Below are 18,604 nucleotides of genomic sequence, written 5' to 3'. Positions count from 1 at the left end.
CCCGCACTTCGCTCAACCCCGCTTCGTACGCAGCGACACCTGGAACGTCATGACCCGAGACCCTCGCCTGACCCTCAACGCGCGTCAACAGGAACTGCTCGAGTGGGTGCAACGCGACGGCTTCGTCACCGTGGAAGATCTCGCGGCCCATTTCGACGTGACGCCGCAGACCATCCGGCGCGACGTGAACTGGCTCGCGGACATGAATCTGCTGCGCCGCTATCACGGCGGCGCGAGCCTGCCGACCAGCTCGGAGAACGTGTCGTACACCGCGCGACAGCGGATGTTCCACGAAGAGAAGCGCCGCATCGCGACGCTGGTGGCCACTCACATTCCCGATCAGGCATCCCTCTTCATCAACCTCGGCACGACGACCGAAGAAATCGCGCGCGCGTTGAACCGGCATCGCGGGCTGCGCGTGATCACCAACAATCTGAATGTCGCCAGCATGATGAGCGGCTATCCGGATTGCGAGGTACTGGTGACGGGCGGAATCGTGCGGCCGTGGGACAAGGGCATCGTCGGCGAGCTGGCGATCGACTTCATCCGCCAGTTCAAGGTCGATTTCGCGATCATCGGGACGTCGAGCATCGAACCCGACGGCACGCTGCGCGACTTCGACACGCGCGAAGTGCGCGTGGCCGAAGCGATCATCGAGCATGCACGCACCGCGTTCCTCGCCGCCGATCACTCGAAATTCGGCCGCCCGGCGCTCGTCCGGCAGGGCCACCTGAACCAGATCGACGCGCTTTTCACCGATGCCGCCCCGCCCGCCGAGATGGACGAGACACTCACAGCCGCCGGCATCCAGGTCTACATCGCCGAATAAGGCGAACGGCCGCACGCATGCTGCGCCGCACGCAAAACTTCGAGTGAAATCAAGGATTTGACGGGAGACGCGGACCGCCTCTCAAGCGGGTAATTGTCAAACGGAAAATTTTACGGGGAGGGTTTGTCGTTCGCCGCGCGGTTGACTACACTCCAGTTCCCCGACGCGCGTCCGCCCCGTTGCGTCGTCGTACACGCTTTTCCTTGCGCATGGCCTGCCCCTGAAAAAACCGCACCGGTCCGCCGACCGGCTGTCTGGCAATCGGGGCCCGGCTAACATGGAGAAAACGATGCTGAGTCCGCATGAATTCGCCACGTTGTTGCTAGTGAAGGACGCCCCCAACCAGGTCGATATGGAACGGGAAGAACTCGACGCGCTGCTGGAACGGCAGCTCGTCCAGCTCGAAAAACTCGCCTCCGGCATGCGCCAGTTGCGCATCACCGAAATCGGCGACACCGCATTGCGGGCCATCAAACGGCTCTCATAAGGCTATCGTCAGGCGCCTCGAACATCACACAGTTTCCTGCGCGGTCGGCCGGTAGCCGACACACAGGATGGCGGGCGCATGTGCGTCGCGTCGATCATGAAAACGGCCGGAGAGGCATGTGCCTCTCCGGCCGTTTCGTTTTCGTTTATGCGCTCGCGTTCAGGTCAGCCGCTGCGCAACGTCGAATCGACGGCCGCTCGCCAGCTCAATGCCTTCACCCGCTGATCGAGAAAGAACGCGACCCAGCGGTTGCGCGTCGCCGGATCGCCGGTCGCGCCGAGCGTCGTGTACTGCTGCGCGAGCGTCGTCTGGAACGAACAGAAACCCTCTTTCGACAACCCGCCGTGGCGGCTCGCCACGTACGCATCGAATAGCGTCGAGTAGACCGGCTGCGCGTCGCTACCGTAATCGACGTTCTGCGCACCGCACATCTGCTGAAGCGCCGACAGCGACGGTGCGCCCCATCCGCCTGCAAGATCCGACGGCGTTCCCACACAACCCGCGACGAGCGTCGCGGCACCGATCATCAATACTGCACGCTGCGCTGCACCCCGCATTGCACCCATAGCTCACCTCGAAAAGACCGTTGCCGTGAGTATCGTCCGTGGCTGCGGATTGCGCCAGCCAGCCGGATGGTCGATCCACAACCGAACTTTACTTTTTCGAATTTGTTCATTAGAGTTCGAAAACGAACACTATCAGTTCGATAGGTTTTCTTTCATGGTCGCAGAGGAGACATCTGGTGACGCAAGGCTCGAGGTATGACCTGCTCGTCGTGGGCGGCGGAATCAACGGCGCGGGCATCGCGCGCGACGCCGCGGGCCGTGGCCTGTCGGTGCTGCTCTGCGAACAGGACGATCTCGCCGCGCACACGTCGTCGTCCAGCACCAAGCTGATCCACGGCGGCCTGCGCTACCTCGAGTACCGCGAATTCGGGCTCGTGCGCAAGGCGCTGCAGGAACGCGAGACGCTGCTGCGCGCGGCGCCGCACATCATGTGGCCGCTGCGCTTCGTGATGCCACACATGCCCGATCTGCGTCCCGCGTGGCTGATCCGCGCCGGCCTCTTCCTCTACGATCACCTCGCCCGTCGCGAACTGCTGCCGGGCTCGCGCGGCATCGACATGCGCAAGCATCCGGCCGGCAAACCGCTCGTTGACACGATCAAGCGCGGCTTCGTCTATTCCGACGGCTGGGTCGACGATGCACGCCTCGTCGTGCTGAACGCACTCGATGCACGCGAACACGGCGCAACCGTTCTGACACGCACGAAGCTGATCGGCGCGGTGCGGGCCGGCGGCGAGTGGCATGCAAAGCTGCAGCAACCGGGCGGCGTGACGCTCGACGTGCGCGCGGGCGCCATCGCGAACGCTGCGGGACCGTGGGTCGGCGAACTGCTGCACGGTCCGCTCGGTCGCGACGCGAATCACAGCGTGCGGCTCGTGAAGGGCAGCCACATCATCGTGCCGCGCCTGTTCGAACACGACCACGCGTACATCTTCCAGAACCCGGACAAGCGGATCATCTTCGCGATCCCGTACGAACACGACTACACGCTGATCGGCACCACCGACATCGAGTATCACGGCGACCCCGCCCAGGTCGCGATCACGCCGGACGAAACGCAGTACCTGTGCGATTCGATCAACCGCTACTTCCGTCAACAGATCTCACCGCGCGACGTGCGCTGGACCTATTCGGGCGTGCGTCCGCTGCTCGAGGACGAGAACGCCGACAACCCGTCCGCCGTCACGCGCGATTACCGGCTGGAACTCGACGCGCCCGCCGGCGAAGCGCCGCTGCTGTCGGTGTTCGGCGGCAAGATCACGACGTTCCGCAAGCTCGCGGAAGAAGCCGTCGACGAACTCTCGCGCGTGCTGGAGCTCGACGCGCCGTCGTGGACTGCCGGCGCACCGCTGCCCGGCGGCGATATCGCCAACGCCGATTTCAACCGCTTCGTCGCGCAGTTCCAGCAGCAGTTTCCGTGGCTGCCGGCCACGCTCGCGCGCCGTTATGCACGCGCATACGGCACGCGTGCCGCCACGCTGATCGGCGGCGCGCGCTCCATCGCCGATCTCGGTACGGAATTCGCCCCGTCGCTGTATGAAGCGGAACTGCGCTATCTGCGCGACACCGAATGGGCGCGCAGCGCGAAGGACGTGCTGTGGCGCCGTTCGAAGCTTGGCCTGCATGTCGAGCCGGGCACGCTCGAACGGATTAGCAGCGAAATCGACGCGTGGTTCGCGCGCGAACCAGTCAGCCAGCACGCGTAATCGAAGTCCGGCGGCGCGCATCGTCGTGCCGCCACCCGCCGTTCGACGAACGGCAAGCACCCACTACGGCGGTTGCTGCATCACTACAACAACAAGCCGTTCCGGAGCGCCGGACGTCGTCCGGCGCGTCATCGAAACACATGGAGAAGAGACAATGCAGGATCAATACGTGCTCGCCCTCGACCAGGGTACTACCAGCTCCCGTGCGATGCTGTTCGATCGCCAGGGCAACATCGTGTCGGTCGCGCAGAAAGAGTTCCAGCAGATCTATCCGCGTCCGGGTTGGGTCGAACACGATCCGCAGGAAATCTGGTCGACCCAGGCCGGCGTCGCAGCCGAAGCCGTGACGCGGGCCGGGCTCAACGGCACGTCGATCGCCGCGATCGGCATCACGAACCAGCGCGAAACCACGATCGTGTGGGACCGCGAGACCGGGCAGCCGATCTACAACGCGATCGTGTGGCAGGACCGCCGCACCGCCGATTTCTGCGATCAGCTGAAAGCCGACGGACTCGAAGCGAAGGTGCGCGCGAAGACCGGCCTGCCGATCGATTCGTATTTCTCCGGCACCAAGATCCGCTGGATTCTCGACAACGTCGAAGGTGCGCGCGAAAAGGCGAAGCAAGGCAAGCTCGCGTTCGGCACCGTCGACAGCTGGCTCGTGTGGAATTTCACGAAGCACGGTCTGCACGTCACCGACGTCACCAACGCATCGCGCACGATGCTGTTCAACATCCATACGCTGCAATGGGACGACGAGCTGCTCGAAGCGCTCGATATTCCGCGCAGCATGCTGCCCGAAGTCCGTCCGTCGTCCGAGGTGTATGGACAGACCGTGACCACCGTGTTCGCATCGAAGATTCCGCTCGCGGGCATCGCCGGCGACCAGCACGCGGCGCTGTTCGGCCAGATGTGCACGCAGTCCGGCATGGTGAAGAACACCTACGGCACCGGCTGTTTCCTCGTGATGAACACCGGCGACAAGCCGATCGAATCGAAGAACAACCTCGTCACGACGATTGCGTGGCAGATCGGCGACCAGATCAACTACGCGCTCGAAGGCAGCATCTTCATCGCGGGTGCAGTCGTGCAATGGCTGCGCGACGGGCTCGGCATCATCAAGACCGCGGCCGAGATCGAAAAGCTCGCCGGCAGCGTGCCGCATAGCGACGGCGTCTACCTGGTGCCGGCATTCGCGGGACTCGGCGCACCGCACTGGAACGCGCGCGCGCGCGGCACCTTGTTTGGCGTCACACGCGGCACCGAGTCGGCACATATCGCACGCGCCGCGCTCGATTCGATCGCCTATCAGTCGCTCGACGTATTGAAGGCAATGGAAGCTGACTCCGGCATCCGCATCGGCGAACTGCGCGTCGACGGCGGCGCCTGCGCGAACAATCTGCTGATGCAGTTCCAGGCGGACATTCTCGGCGTCGACGCGGTGCGTCCGCAGATCAGCGAAACGACGGCCCTCGGTGCCGCCTATCTCGCGGGTCTCGCCGTCGGGTACTGGAAGGACGTCGAAGAGCTGAAAAGCCAGTGGAAGCTCGACCGGCGCTTCAACGCTCAGTTGGATCCGGAAGAGGTCAAGCGCAACGTGCACGGCTGGCAGCGCGCCGTGAATGCCGCGAAGGCCTGGGCCGACGCAAGTTGATGCGACGCGCACGTTCGCGTGCGCAGATCGGCCCGTTCACACAATACAGGAGCGTTTTTAATGTCCAGCATAACTAAACAAATTGCGAAGCGTCAGTTCGTCGGCGAACTGATTTCCGAGGCCATCGCCGTGTTCATCATCATCGCTTTCGGCGATTCGGTCGCATGCATGTACACGCTTTACGATCCCAGTCCCTATGTGAACGCCTATTGGGGCGTCTGCATGGCATGGGGGCTGGCGGTCACGCTAGCGATCTACGTGACCGGTTCGATCTCGGGCACGCATGCGAATCCGGCCGTCACGCTGGCACTCGCGCTGTTTCGCGGTTTCTCGTGGCGCAAGGTGGTGCCGTACTGGGTTGCGCAGGTGATCGGCGGCATCCTCGGCGCAATTCTCGTGTATGCGCTGTTCGGACCAGTGATCGACCACTTCAACGCGGTGCATCATCTGACGCGCGCGGACGGCGGCGCAGCCGGCGTGTTCTTCACGCATCCGGGTCTCGCAGTCACGCCGATGCACGCGTTCTCCGACGAAGTGATCCTGACCGCGCTGCTGCTGTTCGGCATCTTCGCGATCACCGAGCAGTTCAACGAAATGGCGCCCAAGGCGAATGTCGGCGCGCTGATGATCGGCTTCCTCGTCGCGACACTCGGTGCGTCGATGGGCTATCTCGAAGCGTGGGCGATGAATCCGGCTCGCGATTTCGGGCCGCGTTTGTTTGCTTACTTCGCTGGTTGGGGTTCGTCGGCACTGCCGTCGCCGGACAATTTCTGGTGGATTCCGGTGGTCGCACCGTTGATTGGCGGTGTGATCGGTGGCGGTGCGTACCAGTTGCTGATCCATCCGTTCCTGCCGGCTCGCGTGCGGTCGCTCGAGGGCGAAACGATCAAGGAACACGCGGAGCAGATGTAGGTTGGGCGACGGACTCGTGCGGTGCGCGGGTTCGTCAACGTCATGACAGGTCGGGCGGTTATCCTGCGGGCCGCAGGATAACCGCTAATGAAACACCCAACGAAACCACACCGATGCCCGGCGGCACAGCGCGCCCGCACCACCCGACCCCACCCACAAAGCACGTATCATGGCGTCTTTATGCGTCGTGCGGATAATCCGCGCGCCTCTTCTGTCTCCGCATGATCGACCACCTCATTTGTGACTGCGACGGCGTACTCGTCGACAGCGAAGTCATCGCCGACCGCGTGATGTTCGACACGCTCACGGCGCTGTTCCCCGGCCTCGATTTCGAGCCTGTCGTCAAAACGGCATTCGGCCAGCAGACTTCGCGCTTCCTCGCGGGCGTCGAAGCGTCGTTCGACATCAAGCTGCCCGCCGACTTTCTCGTCACCGTCGAGCGCAACGTCGAAATCGGGCTCGCCGCTTCGCTGAGCCCCATCAACGGCGTACGCGACGCGCTGCAGCGCGTGACACTGCCCGCCGCGGTCGTATCGAACAGCCGGATGACGCGCGTGGTCGCGTCGGTGCGACGCGCGGGATTGAGTGAAATCTTCGGACCGCGTGTGTTCAGCGCCGAGCAGGTCGCCCGGCCGAAGCCCTACCCCGACGTCTATCTGTTCGCCGCGCAGCAACTGGGTATCGAGCCGGGCCGCTGCGTGGTCGTAGAAGACAGCATTGCCGGATTGAACGCGGCACGCGCGGCCGGCATGAAGACGATCGCGTTCGTCGGCGCGAGTCACATCCCGTCGGGTTACGCGGACGTGCTGCGCAAGATGGGCATGACCCGCATTATCGAACGGATGGATGAACTGCCCGCGCTCGTCGAAGCCGGCGTACGCGGGGAATTCGGCGACGTGCAGTCGTAGTCAGCCAACCGTCACCTCATCGAGCCGTATCCGACGGCACATCCCAGCGCGGCGGCGTCTCCGCATTCAGCGTCACGCGAAACGCACGCGCTTCGGTATCGCCGGGATTGCGCAGGCTGTACGGCTGATCGGCGTCGAAGACGATCGCATCGCCGGTTGCGAGCAGTTGCCGCTGATCGTGCACGCTCACTTCGAGCGTGCCTTCGCTGACCACCAGATTCACCGTCGTCCCCGGTGCGCGACGCGTGCCGGGCTCCGTGTGCAGCGGCGCGATGCGCAGCTCGTGGAATTCGGCGGCGGCCGGCTCGGCATCCGGATACAGCGAGCGAGCCGAATAGCGGCCGTCCGAACTGACGACGCGCGCCGCACGATCCGCGGGAAGATGCTCGAAACCGTTCAGCGCATGCCGGCGCAGAAACGCGGACACCGACACCTTCAATGCAGCGGCGACCTTGCATAGCACCTTGATCGACGGCACGCTGCGCGCCGATTCGATCTGCGCGAGCATCGCGCGCGACACGCCGGACGCGCGGGCCAGCGCATCGAGCGACAGTTGCCGCTCCGCACGCAATCGCGCGAGATTGATACCGACGAGATGCTCGAGCGCATCGAACGATTCTGCCGTACGCAGAGTGTCGTGAGCGGCGCCGTCGCCGGCATGATGGGCATCGAGCGCGCGATGCGCGCCGGTCAAGGCGGCATCAGCCGCGGGATCGCGAACGAGCGCAAGCGGGGAATGCATGATTGCCTCCAGGAGCGCCGCCGGAAGGCGGGCAAGCGTTAGTGGAGGCAAGACTAGCATCGTGTTTCGTTACGTCTAACGAAGTTATCTTCACACTGTTATCAGCATCGCAGAGGGCGATTCTGAGAATGCTTGTGCCGATTTTTCATAACGCGGCGTGCGCTACGCGGAACGTCGCCCGCGTTGCGTGAAACCTCACGCGTGGCGCACGAAACGCCACGCTCACCACGCAAACCGTCAAGCCCGCTGCGCCACCGCCGCCGCCGGCGCATCCATCCGGAAAGCAATCCACGTCAGCAGCAACGCAGCAACGGTAACCGCCGCAGCCACCCAAGGCAACGCATCGAGCCCATAACCCTGCCCGATCGCCAGCCCACCAAGCCACGCACCGCCCGCATTGCCGACGTTAAACGCACCGATGTTTAGCGTCGACGCGAGATTCGGCGCAGCAGCCGCCTTCTCGACCACACGCATCTGCAACGGCGGCACCGTCGCGAACGCCGCGATGCCCCACACGAAAATCGTCACCGCCGCAGCGATCTGCGAATGGCTGGTGCGCGCGAAGATCGCCATCACGACCGCAAGTGCGATCAGGATGCCCATCAGCGAAGGCATCAGCGCGCGGTCCGCGAGTTTGCCGCCGACCGTATTGCCGATCGTCAGGCCGATGCCGAACAGCACGAGGATCAGCGTCACACCGCGCGGCGAGAAGCCGCTCACCTGTTCGAGGATCGGCGCTATGTACGTGAACACGACGAACACGCCGCCGAAGCCGAGCACCGTCATTAGCAGTGCAATCCAGACCCGCACGTCCTTCAGCACGCGCACTTCGTGACCAAGGCCGACGGGACCGCTATCGTGCCGGTTCGGTACAAGCGCCGTAACGCCCGCGAGCGACGCAACGCCGAGCGCGGCCACGATCCAGAATGCCATCCGCCAGCCGAATTCCTGCCCGATGAACGTACCGAACGGCACGCCGAGCACGTTCGCGAGCGTGAGGCCGGTGAACATCAGCGCGATCGCACTCGCGCGCTTTTCCTGCGGCACGAGCGACGCGGCCACCACCGCGCCGATGCCGAAGAACGACCCGTGCGCGAACGACGTGACGACGCGCGCGACCATCAGCAGCGAATAGTTCGACGCGATCGCGCACAGCACGTTGCCGACGATGAACACGCCCATCAGCAACTGCAACGCGAACTTGCGCGGCATCTTGCTGGTGATCGCCGCGAGCAGCGGCGCACCGACCGCGACACCGAGCGCATAGCCGCTGACAAGCAGCCCCGCCGACGGCAACGACACCGCAAGATCGCGCGCAACGTCGGGGAGCAGACCCATGATGACGAATTCGGTCGTGCCGATGGCAAACGCGCTGATCGCGAGCGCGATTAAAGGAATGGGCATGGAAGCTCTCCGTTTTTTCAGTGATGCGTGTGGCGCCGGGCCGTCACGAATTCGATGACGACGCCGGGCGCGAGCGCGACGAACAGTTGCAATTCATCTGCCTGCGGCACTTCCGCGACCTGGTAGACCGTCTGCGCGGCAGCGAGCCGTGCAATCAGCGCCTGCCATTCGTCGGGGCCGTCGATCCGGAATGCGACGTGATCGATACGCGGCGCCGGGCGTCCAGCAGCAGAGCCTGCACCCGGCACCGTCGCGTCGACCAGATGAATCACCGGCCGCTCGCCTGCGTACAGCCAGTACCCGTCGATCCCGAACGGCGGACGCGCCCCCACAACGAGCCCGACGACGTCGACGAAAAACCGTCGAGCGTGTTCGAGATCGGGAGTGACGACGGTCGCATGGTCAAGATGCATGGCGCTGGTATCGCAGAAGGGCAGAAGGACGTCTGGATGCGCGCATTGTCGCCGCGGCGCGTCAATTGGAGAATTGGCGTAGCATTTGAATCATTTTCAAATTCTTTGGAATAATCGATGGACAATCTCGGCGACATTCGCCTGTTCGTCGAGGCGGCGAAGCTGGGTGGTCTATCGGCGGCGGGCCGCAAGCTCGGGCTCACGCCGGCCGCCGCCAGTGCGCGGCTCGCAAAACTCGAAACGCAGCTGAAGACACGGCTTTTCGAGCGGACCACGCGCCAGCTACGCCTCACCGACGAAGGCCGCCTCTACCTGAACTGCTGCCAGCAGGCGCTGCAGGCGCTCGACGACGCCGAAGCCGCACTGCAGGCCGGCCAGAACGTCGTGCGCGGCAAGGTGCGCATCTCGGCGACGTCCGATTTCGGCCGCAACCTGCTGATGCACTGGCTCGACGAATTCAACCTGCTCTATCCGGAAGTCACGTTCGCGCTGTCGCTGTCCGATTCGCTGTCGAATCTCGTGCAGGAAGACATCGACCTCGCGATCCGCTTCGGCGTGCCGCAGGACAGTTCGCTCGTCGCGAAGCGGCTCGCGCCGAACCGGCGCGTGGTCTGCGCGTCGCCGGAATACATTGCGCGCTATGGCGAGCCGAAAGACCCTGCCGACCTCGCGCGCTTTCGCTGCATCGTGCTGACCACGTCGTCGGGACCGGTCACCGAATGGCGCTTCACGCGCGGCGACGAAGTGCAGCATTACACCGTCCCACTTGAGCTCGCGCGCGAAACCAACGACGGCGCAATCGCGCGCGAATGGGCGTTGCGCGGCTACGGGATCGTGGTCAAGTCGATGTGGGACGTCGAGGCGGACCTGCGCGCCGACGGGCTGCGCGTGCTGCTGCCGGACTGGCGCTATCCGGACGCGCCGCTGCACGCGCTGTATCACCGCAACCGCTTCATGGCGCCGCGCGTGCGCGTGCTGCTCGACTTCCTCGCCGAGCGTTTCGCGCAGGTCGCAGGCGAGCTGGACGCGCTGCTCGGCCCCGAACCGGGCGCCTTGAAGTAACCCCGAGGCCATGAACCAGCCGCGTCGAGCGGCTATAATGGCGGATTCACGCGAGCCTTACCCCGCAGCCCTGTCTGCGGGGTTTCAAGCCCCTCTTTCACCCGTTTTTTAAATTGCAGACGCCCCCAGGTTAACCACTGCGAACGGCGAATCTCGATGACCAAGAAAGTTTATGTAAAGACCTTCGGCTGCCAGATGAACGAGTACGACTCCGACAAGATGGTCGACGTACTCGGCGCCGCTGAAGGCCTCGTCAAGACCGACTCCCCGGAAGACGCGGACGTCATTCTGTTCAACACCTGCTCGGTGCGCGAAAAGGCGCAGGAAAAGGTCTTCTCCGATCTCGGCCGCGTGCGCGAGCTGAAGGAAGCGAACCCGAATCTGCTGATCGGCGTCGGCGGTTGCGTCGCGAGCCAGGAAGGCGCGGCGATCGTCGCGCGCGCGCCGTACGTCGACCTCGTGTTCGGTCCGCAAACCCTGCACCGTCTGCCGCAGATGATCGACCAGCGCCGCGCGAGCGGCCGTCCGCAGGTCGACATTTCATTTCCCGAGATCGAGAAGTTCGACCATCTGCCGCCCGCGCGCGTCGATGGTCCAAGCGCGTTCGTGTCGATCATGGAAGGCTGCAGCAAGTACTGCAGCTACTGCGTCGTGCCGTACACGCGCGGCGAAGAAGTATCGCGCCCGCTCGACGACGTGCTGACCGAAATCGCCGGTCTCGCCGACCAGGGCGTGCGCGAAGTCACGCTGCTCGGCCAGAACGTGAACGCCTATCGCGGCGCGGTCACGCAACACTCGCCCGAGATCGCCGATTTCGCGACGCTGATCGAATACGTCGCAGAAGTGCCCGGCATCGAGCGCATCCGCTACACGACGTCGCATCCGAAGGAATTCACGCAGCGTTTGATCGACACGTACGCGAAGGTGCCGAAGCTCGTGAACCACCTGCATCTGCCGGTGCAGCACGGCTCCGATCGCATCCTGATGGCGATGAAGCGCGGCTACACGGTGCTCGAGTACAAGTCGGTGATTCGCCGGCTGCGCGCGATCCGTCCGGACCTGTCGCTGTCCACCGACATGATCGTCGGCTTCCCCGGCGAGACCGAAGAAGACTTCGACAAGATGATGGCGCTCGTGCACGACATGCGCTACGACACGAGCTTCTCGTTCATCTACAGCCCGCGTCCCGGCACGCCGGCCGCGAACCTGCACGACGACACGCCGCGCGAAGTGAAGCTCAAACGTCTGCAACATCTGCAGGCCACCATCGAGGAAAACGTCGCGCGCATCAGCGAAGCGATGGTCGGCAAGATCGAGCGGATTCTGGTCGAGCGCCCGGCGCGCAAGGACCCGAACGAACTCGCGGGCCGTACTGAAAATAACCGTGTGGTGAATTTCCCGGCGCCGGTCGCATCGCATGCGCGATTGATCGGTCAGATGGTCGACGTGAAAATCGTCCTCGCGTACCCGCATTCGCTGCGCGGCGAACTCGTGCTGCTGCACGACGCCGCGCCTGCAAATACACACTAGGCACCCACCAGGCACAGGAGCGATCATCGCCTCGAAGACCACCCAGTCGCATCTGGAGTTCACCGCTCCGCGCGACGACAACGCACGGCTCGCCAATCTCTGCGGACCGCTCGACGAAAACCTGCGGCAGATCGAGCAGGCGCTCGATGTGACGATCCAGCGTCGCGGCCACCGGATGACGATTCGCGGCCGCGGCGCAAAAGTCGCGCTGACCGCACTCGAAGACTTCTACAGCAACGCGCACAAACCGCTGTCCCTCGACGACATCCAGCTCGCCCTGGTCGAAGCGCGCCACTCGACAAGCCACAGTCCCGCCCATCGCAAGGCCGCCGCACGCAACGGCGTCGACGGCGATACACGCGACACCCGCGATCCGCGTTTCTCCGGCGACCCTGATCATCCGTTCGACGAACCGGCGCGCAGCGGCGACGATGCGGACGGCGACGAACTCGGTCCGAAGCTCTACACGCGACGCGCGGATCTGCGCGGCCGCACGCCCGTGCAGCGCGAATACCTGAAGCAGATCGTCGCGCACGACGTGACGTTCGGCGTCGGTCCGGCAGGCACGGGCAAGACGTACCTCGCGGTCGCCTGCGCGGTCGACGCGCTCGAACGTGACCAGGTGAAGCGCATCGTGCTGACGCGTCCGGCTGTCGAAGCCGGCGAACGCCTCGGCTTCCTGCCCGGCGATCTCGCGCAGAAGGTCGATCCGTACCTGCGACCACTGTACGACGCGCTGTACGACCTGCTCGGCTTCGACAAGACCGCGAAGATGTTCGAGCGGCAGATGATCGAAATCGCACCGCTCGCGTACATGCGCGGCCGCACGCTGAATCACGCGTTCATCATCCTCGACGAGGCGCAGAACACCACGCCCGAACAGATGAAGATGTTCCTCACGCGGATAGGCTTCGGCTCGAAGGCGGTCGTCACCGGCGACACCACGCAGATCGATTTGCCGCGCGGCCACAAGAGCGGGCTCATCGAGGCGCAGCAGGTGCTGTCGGATGTACGCGGCATCGCGCTCACGCGCTTCACGAGCGCGGACGTGGTGCGGCATCCGCTGGTCGCGCGGATCGTCGAGGCTTACGATGCGCATTCGAACAAAGACGGCGCGCCGGACGCGCGCTGAGCCCTCGCGCCCCCAATGACCCGCGCGCCGAAACTCACGCTGAATCTGCAGTTCCCTGCCGCAAAATCGTTTCCGGCGCACAAGCAGATCCTGCCGCGCGCGACCGTCGCCACCTGGTTGAAGGCCGCGCTGTTCGCGGACGCGGAGCTGACCGTGCGGTTCGTCGATGCGGACGAAGGCCGCACGCTGAACCGCACGTATCGCGGCAAGGATTACGCGACGAATGTGCTCACCTTCGCGTACGCGGAGTCGGAAGACGATCCGGTGACGGGCGATCTGATCCTGTGCTGTCCGGTGGTCGAACGCGAAGCCGCCGAGCAGAAGAAGCCGCTCGCCGCGCACTATGCACATCTGATCGTGCACGGCGCGCTGCATGCGCAGGGCTACGATCACGAGGCCGAAGACGAAGCGCAGGAAATGGAAGCGATCGAAACCGACATCCTCGCGCAGCTCGGCTTTCCGGATCCTTACCGTTGATGCCGATGCCCGCACCGACACCGATGCCCGATCGCGATCCGCGTTAATCTGCACCGGTTCCGTCATCTTCCGTTATCGAACGCCCGCGCCGTGAACGCCCGCACTCCTCGACCTGCCGCCCCGATTGCTCCAGACCAGCCCGCTGGTCCGTGCTATCCGCCGTCGCTCGGCGTGTCGCGGCTGCTGACGGACGAGGAGTTGCACGCGTCGCTCGAACACACGCTGTGCGACTGGGATCGCACGACTGACCTGTGGCTCTTCGGCTATGGCTCGCTGATCTGGAATCCCGGCCTGCCAACCGCCGAAGCGATGCGCTCGCGCGTGCACGGCTACCATCGCGGGCTGTATCTGTGGTCGCGTGTGAATCGCGGCACGCCCGAGCAACCGGGCCTCGTGCTCGCGCTCGATCGCGGCGGCTCGTGCAGCGGCATCGCGTTCCGGCTCGCCGCACAAGGCGCGATGCCGCATCTGGAAGCGCTGTGGCGCCGCGAAATGGCGATGGGCTCGTACCGGCCGGCGTGGCTGCCGTGCGTACTCGCCGACGGCCGGCGCATCGCGGCGCTCGCATTCGTGATGCGTCGCGACGTCGCGACCTACACCGGCAAGCTGACCGACGACGTCGTGCGGGCCGTGTTCGGCTGCGCACACGGCCGTTATGGCACGACACTCGATTACGTGAGCCGCACCGTCGCGGCGCTGCGCGAAAGCGGCATGCCGGACCGGTCGCTCGAAGCGCTGCTCGAGCGCTGCCGGTAGACGCATCCAGACACATCGCGGGCACAGCAGACCGCCAAGCCAGGTGTTTTTCTCCGCTGCACGTTTTCACGTCGATCAGTTAGGATGGACGTAACCGCCGCCGCCCCCGGTCGCCGCTACCGCCCGCACAGCCGGTACACGGTGCCGCCATATGGGCGATGTTATCCTTAGTGCTCTGAAACAGCGCGCCCAGTCTGGCCGGGCGCCCCACCATGAACGACACCTATCCCAGTCGACGCTCTACCGACAAACCCCAGGAAAAGCGCTCGCTGCTCGAGCGACTGACCGACTTCATCTCGCCCGAACCCGACTCTCGCGGCGAACTCCTCGAAATCCTGCAGGATGCGCATGAGCGCAACCTGATCGACGCAGACTCGCTGTCGATGATCGAGGGGGTATTCCAGGTTTCCGAACTGTGCGCACGCGACATCATGATTCCGCGCGCGCAGATGGACGCGATCAACATCGCCGAAACCCCGGACGAATTCATTCCCTACGTGCTCGACAAGGCGCACTCGCGCTACCCCGTGTACGAAGGCAATCGCGACAACGTGATCGGCGTGCTGCTCGCGAAAGACCTGCTGCGCTACTACGCCGAAGAAGAATTCGATGTACGCGGCATGCTGCGCCCCGCCGTGTTCATCCCCGAATCGAAGCGCCTGAACGTGCTGCTGCATGACTTCCGCGTGAACCACAATCACATCGCGATCGTCGTCGATGAATATGGCGGCGTGGCAGGCCTCATCACGATCGAGGACGTGCTCGAACAGATCGTCGGCGACATCGAGGACGAATACGATTTCGACGAAGAAAGCGGCAACATCATCGCATCGCCGGACGGCCGTTTCCGCGTGCGTGCGCTGACCGAGATCGAGCAGTTCAACGAAGCGTTCGGCACGCACTATTCGGACGAGGAAGTCGACACGATCGGCGGTCTCGTCACGCATCACTTCGGCCGGGTGCCGCATCGCGGCGAGAAGGTCCGGCTCGACGATCTGATCTTCGAAATCCTGCGCGGCGATGCACGCCAGATTCACGTGCTGCTGGTGCGCCACGATCCGATGGCGGGCCAGCGCGAACGCGACGCGCAACACGTACAGACCTGAGCGCGCCGCCGCGCTTTCAAGTTTTTAAAAACAAGCCCTTCTCACCTCCCGCCGACCGCGCAACGATGGCCGACCCGATCTCTTCCCGTCTGCGCTCCGCCGCAACGCCCGACGCGGCAACCGCCGCGCGCACGCGCCGCGTGCTGCCCCGCTGGCACTATCTCGCGGCATTTGTCGCGGGCGCCGCGAATACGCTGTCGTTCGCACCGACGCCGCATGGCGGCTGGCTCGAACTCGTGCTGTTCGCGTTCCTGTTCGCGTGGCTCACGCGCACGACCGGCTGGCGAAGTGCCGCGCTGACCGGCGGCGCGTTCGGCTTCGGCAACTTCGTGACCGGCGTATGGTGGCTGTACGTCAGCATGCATGTGTACGGCGGCATGTCCGCACTGCTCGCGGGCGCCGCCGTCGCGCTGTTCTCGCTATATCTGGCGGTCTATCCGGCGTTCGCGGCGGGCATCTGGTCGTTCTGCGCGGGGCATGCACGCAACGGCGCACTCGACGATCGACCGTTCTCGCCGACATGGCACGGCGCGTTCGCTTTCGCGAGCGCGTGGGCGCTCGGCGAGTGGCTGCGCGGCACGGTGTTCACCGGTTTTCCGTGGCTCGCGAGCGGTTATGCGCAGGTCGATGGGCCGCTTAGTGGCTTTGCGCCGATTGCGGGCGTGTATGGCGTCGGCTGGGTGCTCGCGCTCGTCGCTGCGCTGATCGTGCAGGCGTGGGTGCGCGCACGCGAGTCGCGTGTCGGTGCTGCGTCAGCAGGCAATGCAAAGTCCCGCGCGATCGTGCCCGGCGGCGTCGCCGTCGCGCTGATCGCAGCAGGTCTGCTGCTGCGCTTCGTCGCATGGACGACACCTGCGAACGCGCCGCTCACCGTGCGTCTCCTGCAAGGCAACGTGAAGCAGGAGATGAAGTACGACAAGGCGACGATCCTCACCGAGATCGACGAATACCAGCAACTGATCACCGCAAAACCCGCCGACCTCGTCGTCACACCGGAAACCGCGATTCCTGTCTTCGCGCAGGAACTGCCCGAGCGCTTCGGCCTTGCGGTGCGCAACTTCGCCGACTCGACGAAGACATCGATCCTGTTCGGCGCATTCGGCAGCACCGTGACGAAGGACGGCCGTCTCACCGATTTCACGAACAGCCTGTTCGGCGTGACGCCGGGCTCGAGCGAGATCTACCGCTACGACAAACATCACCTCGTGCCGTTCGGCGAATTCGTGCCGTACGGCTTCCACTGGTTCGTGCAGATGATGAACATACCGCTCGGCGATCTCGCGCGCGGCGCGCCGGTGCAAAAGCCGTTCTTCGTCCACAACCAGGCGATTGCGGTCAACGTCTGCTACGAGGACATCTTCGGCGAGGAGATCGCGCGCTCGATCCGCGAAAACACGACGCAGGCCGGCGTGCTGATCAACTCGACGAACCTCGGCTGGTTCGGCGACACGATCGCGCTCGACCAGCATCTGCAGATCGCGCGGATGCGCTCGCTGGAAACCGGCCGCCCGATGCTACGTGCGACGAACACCGGCACGACCGCTGCAATCGACGCGCACGGCAATATCACCGGCCGGCTCAAGCCGTTCACGATCGGCACGCTGGAGACAACCGTCCAGGGGATGTCCGGCAACACGCCGTACGTGACGAGCGGCAACAACACGGTGCTCGCCGTGTCGCTGCTGCTGCTCGCCTTCGGTTTCGCGTTCGGTCCGGGGCGCAGGAATGGCAAAGGCAGTCGCAAACGCGACGCCTGATTCACGCCAGGCCGCACGAAAGTCTCAAGCCACCGTCAATCCGGTAAAATTCAACGTTTTAGCACCTGGGCCGCGCAACCGGCCGGTTGCCGCTGGCTTGAGGCCACGCGGCTACCGCGCTGCGTGCCGCGACCTGCCTGAAAGGCACTTCATGCTCACGTTTCAGCAAATCATCCTGACGCTGCAATCCTATTGGGACAAACAGGGCTGCGCGCTCCTGCAACCGATCGACATGGAAGTCGGCGCGGGTACGTCCCACGTCCACACGTTCCTGCGCGCGATCGGCCCCGAGCCGTGGCGCGCCGCGTACGTGCAACCGTCGCGTCGTCCGAAGGATGGCCGCTACGGCGAAAACCCGAACCGCCTGCAGCACTACTACCAGTACCAGGTCGTACTCAAGCCGGCACCGGAAAACATCCTCGACCTGTACCTCGGCTCGCTCGAAGCACTCGGCTTCGATCTGAAGCAGAACGACGTGCGCTTCGTCGAGGACGACTGGGAAAATCCGACGCTCGGCGCGTGGGGCCTCGGCTGGGAAGTCTGGCTGAACGGCATGGAAGTGACGCAGTTCACGTACTTCCAGGAAGTCGGCGGGCTGCAGTGCAAGCCGGTGCTCGGCGAGATCACCTACGGGCTCGAACGTCTCGCGATGTATCTGCAGAAGGTCGAGAACGTGTACGACCTCACGTGGACCGAGTGGGAAGAGCAAGGGCCGAACGGTCCGGAAATGCGTCGTCTGTCGTATGGCGACGTGTATCACCAGAACGAAGTCGAGCAGTCCACGTACAACTTCGAACACGCGAACGTCGATCTGCTGTTCGCGGCCTTCGGCAACTACGAAGCCGAAGCGAAGCGGATGATCGATACGCAGCTCGCGCTGCCCGCGTACGAACTCGTGCTGAAAGCCGGCCACACGTTCAACCTGCTCGACGCGCGCGGCGCGATTTCCGTGACCGAGCGGGCCGCGTACATCGGCCGCATTCGCGCGCTGTCGCGTCTCGTTGCGCAGGCGTACTACGACTCGCGCGAGAAGCTCGGCTTCCCGATGCTCGGCAATCCGGTGCACGGCGTGCCCGGCCTCACCACCGACGAACAGGACGCCGCGATGCCCGCATGGGCGCCGCCGCTGAAGGTCGAACGCAAGATCGACCCGGACTGACGAG

Annotated in this window: 18 protein-coding genes; 14 read left to right on the top strand and 4 right to left on the bottom strand. The window is 64.5% G+C overall.

The features are described from left to right. Positions 1–49: 49 nt before the first annotated feature. Positions 50–829 (top strand): DeoR/GlpR family DNA-binding transcription regulator, encoded by a 780-nt coding sequence (locus E1748_RS11975; protein WP_133647462.1) that lies wholly within the window; start codon positions 50–52, stop codon positions 827–829. Positions 830–1,118: 289 nt separating this feature from the next. Further along, positions 1,119–1,316, top strand: a complete 198-nt coding sequence (locus tag E1748_RS11970) for a hypothetical protein (protein WP_166653555.1) — start codon at positions 1,119–1,121, stop codon at positions 1,314–1,316. Between the two features lie 164 nt (positions 1,317–1,480). Here E1748_RS11970 and E1748_RS11965 read toward each other — a convergent pair whose 3' ends face one another. Continuing rightward, on the bottom strand, positions 1,481–1,843 hold the full coding sequence (locus E1748_RS11965) for a hypothetical protein (protein ID WP_133649327.1): 363 nt from the start codon (positions 1,841–1,843) through the stop codon (positions 1,481–1,483). A gap of 215 nt (positions 1,844–2,058) precedes the next feature. Between E1748_RS11965 and glpD the strand changes: the two genes are divergently transcribed. From glpD to E1748_RS11945, 4 genes are all read left to right on the top strand, one after another. Further along, the gene (gene glpD, locus E1748_RS11960; RefSeq protein ID WP_133647460.1) at positions 2,059–3,588 is read left to right on the top strand and encodes a glycerol-3-phosphate dehydrogenase; all 1,530 of its coding nucleotides are present in this window, start codon (positions 2,059–2,061) and stop codon (positions 3,586–3,588) included. Positions 3,589–3,742: 154 nt separating this feature from the next. Continuing rightward, positions 3,743–5,242, top strand: coding sequence for a glycerol kinase GlpK (gene glpK / locus E1748_RS11955; protein WP_133647459.1), 1,500 nt, complete (start codon positions 3,743–3,745; stop codon positions 5,240–5,242). Between the two features lie 60 nt (positions 5,243–5,302). Further along, a complete protein-coding gene (locus E1748_RS11950; protein WP_133647458.1) occupies positions 5,303–6,154 on the top strand; it encodes an MIP/aquaporin family protein in 852 nt (283 codons plus the stop codon). A 221-nt stretch (positions 6,155–6,375) separates the two neighbouring features. Next, entirely contained in the window at positions 6,376–7,062 is a 687-nt protein-coding gene (locus E1748_RS11945; protein WP_133647457.1) for an HAD family hydrolase, read from the top strand. Positions 7,063–7,078: 16 nt separating this feature from the next. Here the strand turns inward: E1748_RS11945 and E1748_RS11940 are convergent, their stop codons facing one another. The 3 genes from E1748_RS11940 to E1748_RS11930 form a co-directional block, all read right to left on the bottom strand. Beyond that, on the bottom strand, positions 7,079–7,804 hold the full coding sequence (locus tag E1748_RS11940; protein WP_133647456.1) for a helix-turn-helix domain-containing protein: 726 nt from the start codon (positions 7,802–7,804) through the stop codon (positions 7,079–7,081). A 237-nt stretch (positions 7,805–8,041) separates the two neighbouring features. Then, the gene (locus tag E1748_RS11935; RefSeq protein WP_133647455.1) at positions 8,042–9,208 is read right to left on the bottom strand and encodes an MFS transporter; all 1,167 of its coding nucleotides are present in this window, start codon (positions 9,206–9,208) and stop codon (positions 8,042–8,044) included. A 17-nt stretch (positions 9,209–9,225) separates the two neighbouring features. Further along, positions 9,226–9,621 carry a VOC family protein gene (locus tag E1748_RS11930; protein ID WP_133647454.1) on the bottom strand — a complete coding sequence of 132 codons (396 nt, stop codon included), beginning with the start codon at positions 9,619–9,621 and terminating at the stop codon, positions 9,226–9,228. Between the two features lie 117 nt (positions 9,622–9,738). On the opposite strand from E1748_RS11930, the gene E1748_RS11925 reads away from it, so the two are divergent. The 8 genes from E1748_RS11925 to glyQ all read left to right on the top strand — a co-directional run bounded on the left by E1748_RS11925 (position 9,739) and on the right by glyQ (position 18,600). Continuing rightward, positions 9,739–10,683 carry a LysR family transcriptional regulator gene (locus E1748_RS11925; RefSeq protein WP_133647453.1) on the top strand — a complete coding sequence of 315 codons (945 nt, stop codon included), beginning with the start codon at positions 9,739–9,741 and terminating at the stop codon, positions 10,681–10,683. A gap of 156 nt (positions 10,684–10,839) precedes the next feature. Next, complete coding sequence (miaB, locus tag E1748_RS11920) at positions 10,840–12,213, top strand: tRNA (N6-isopentenyl adenosine(37)-C2)-methylthiotransferase MiaB (RefSeq protein ID WP_133647452.1); 1,374 nt, start codon at positions 10,840–10,842, stop codon at positions 12,211–12,213. A 25-nt stretch (positions 12,214–12,238) separates the two neighbouring features. After that, positions 12,239–13,345 carry a PhoH family protein gene (locus E1748_RS11915; protein ID WP_133647451.1) on the top strand — a complete coding sequence of 369 codons (1,107 nt, stop codon included), beginning with the start codon at positions 12,239–12,241 and terminating at the stop codon, positions 13,343–13,345. A gap of 15 nt (positions 13,346–13,360) precedes the next feature. Next, on the top strand, positions 13,361–13,822 hold the full coding sequence (gene ybeY, locus E1748_RS11910; protein ID WP_133647450.1) for an rRNA maturation RNase YbeY: 462 nt from the start codon (positions 13,361–13,363) through the stop codon (positions 13,820–13,822). A 90-nt stretch (positions 13,823–13,912) separates the two neighbouring features. Then, positions 13,913–14,578 carry a gamma-glutamylcyclotransferase gene (locus E1748_RS11905; RefSeq protein WP_240766565.1) on the top strand — a complete coding sequence of 222 codons (666 nt, stop codon included), beginning with the start codon at positions 13,913–13,915 and terminating at the stop codon, positions 14,576–14,578. A 212-nt stretch (positions 14,579–14,790) separates the two neighbouring features. Beyond that, positions 14,791–15,684, top strand: a complete 894-nt coding sequence (locus E1748_RS11900; RefSeq protein ID WP_133647449.1) for an HlyC/CorC family transporter — start codon at positions 14,791–14,793, stop codon at positions 15,682–15,684. Between the two features lie 65 nt (positions 15,685–15,749). Beyond that, positions 15,750–17,441: an apolipoprotein N-acyltransferase gene (gene lnt, locus E1748_RS11895; protein ID WP_133647448.1), complete on the top strand. Its 1,692-nt coding sequence runs from the start codon at positions 15,750–15,752 to the stop codon at positions 17,439–17,441. A gap of 151 nt (positions 17,442–17,592) precedes the next feature. Continuing rightward, entirely contained in the window at positions 17,593–18,600 is a 1,008-nt protein-coding gene (gene glyQ, locus E1748_RS11890) for a glycine--tRNA ligase subunit alpha (protein ID WP_133647447.1), read from the top strand. The last annotated feature ends 4 nt before the right edge of the window (positions 18,601–18,604 follow it).

Source organism: Paraburkholderia flava (genome assembly GCF_004359985.1).
Lineage (GTDB): Bacteria > Pseudomonadota > Gammaproteobacteria > Burkholderiales > Burkholderiaceae > Paraburkholderia > Paraburkholderia flava.
This window is presented reverse-complemented; position numbering and strand designations above follow the sequence as displayed.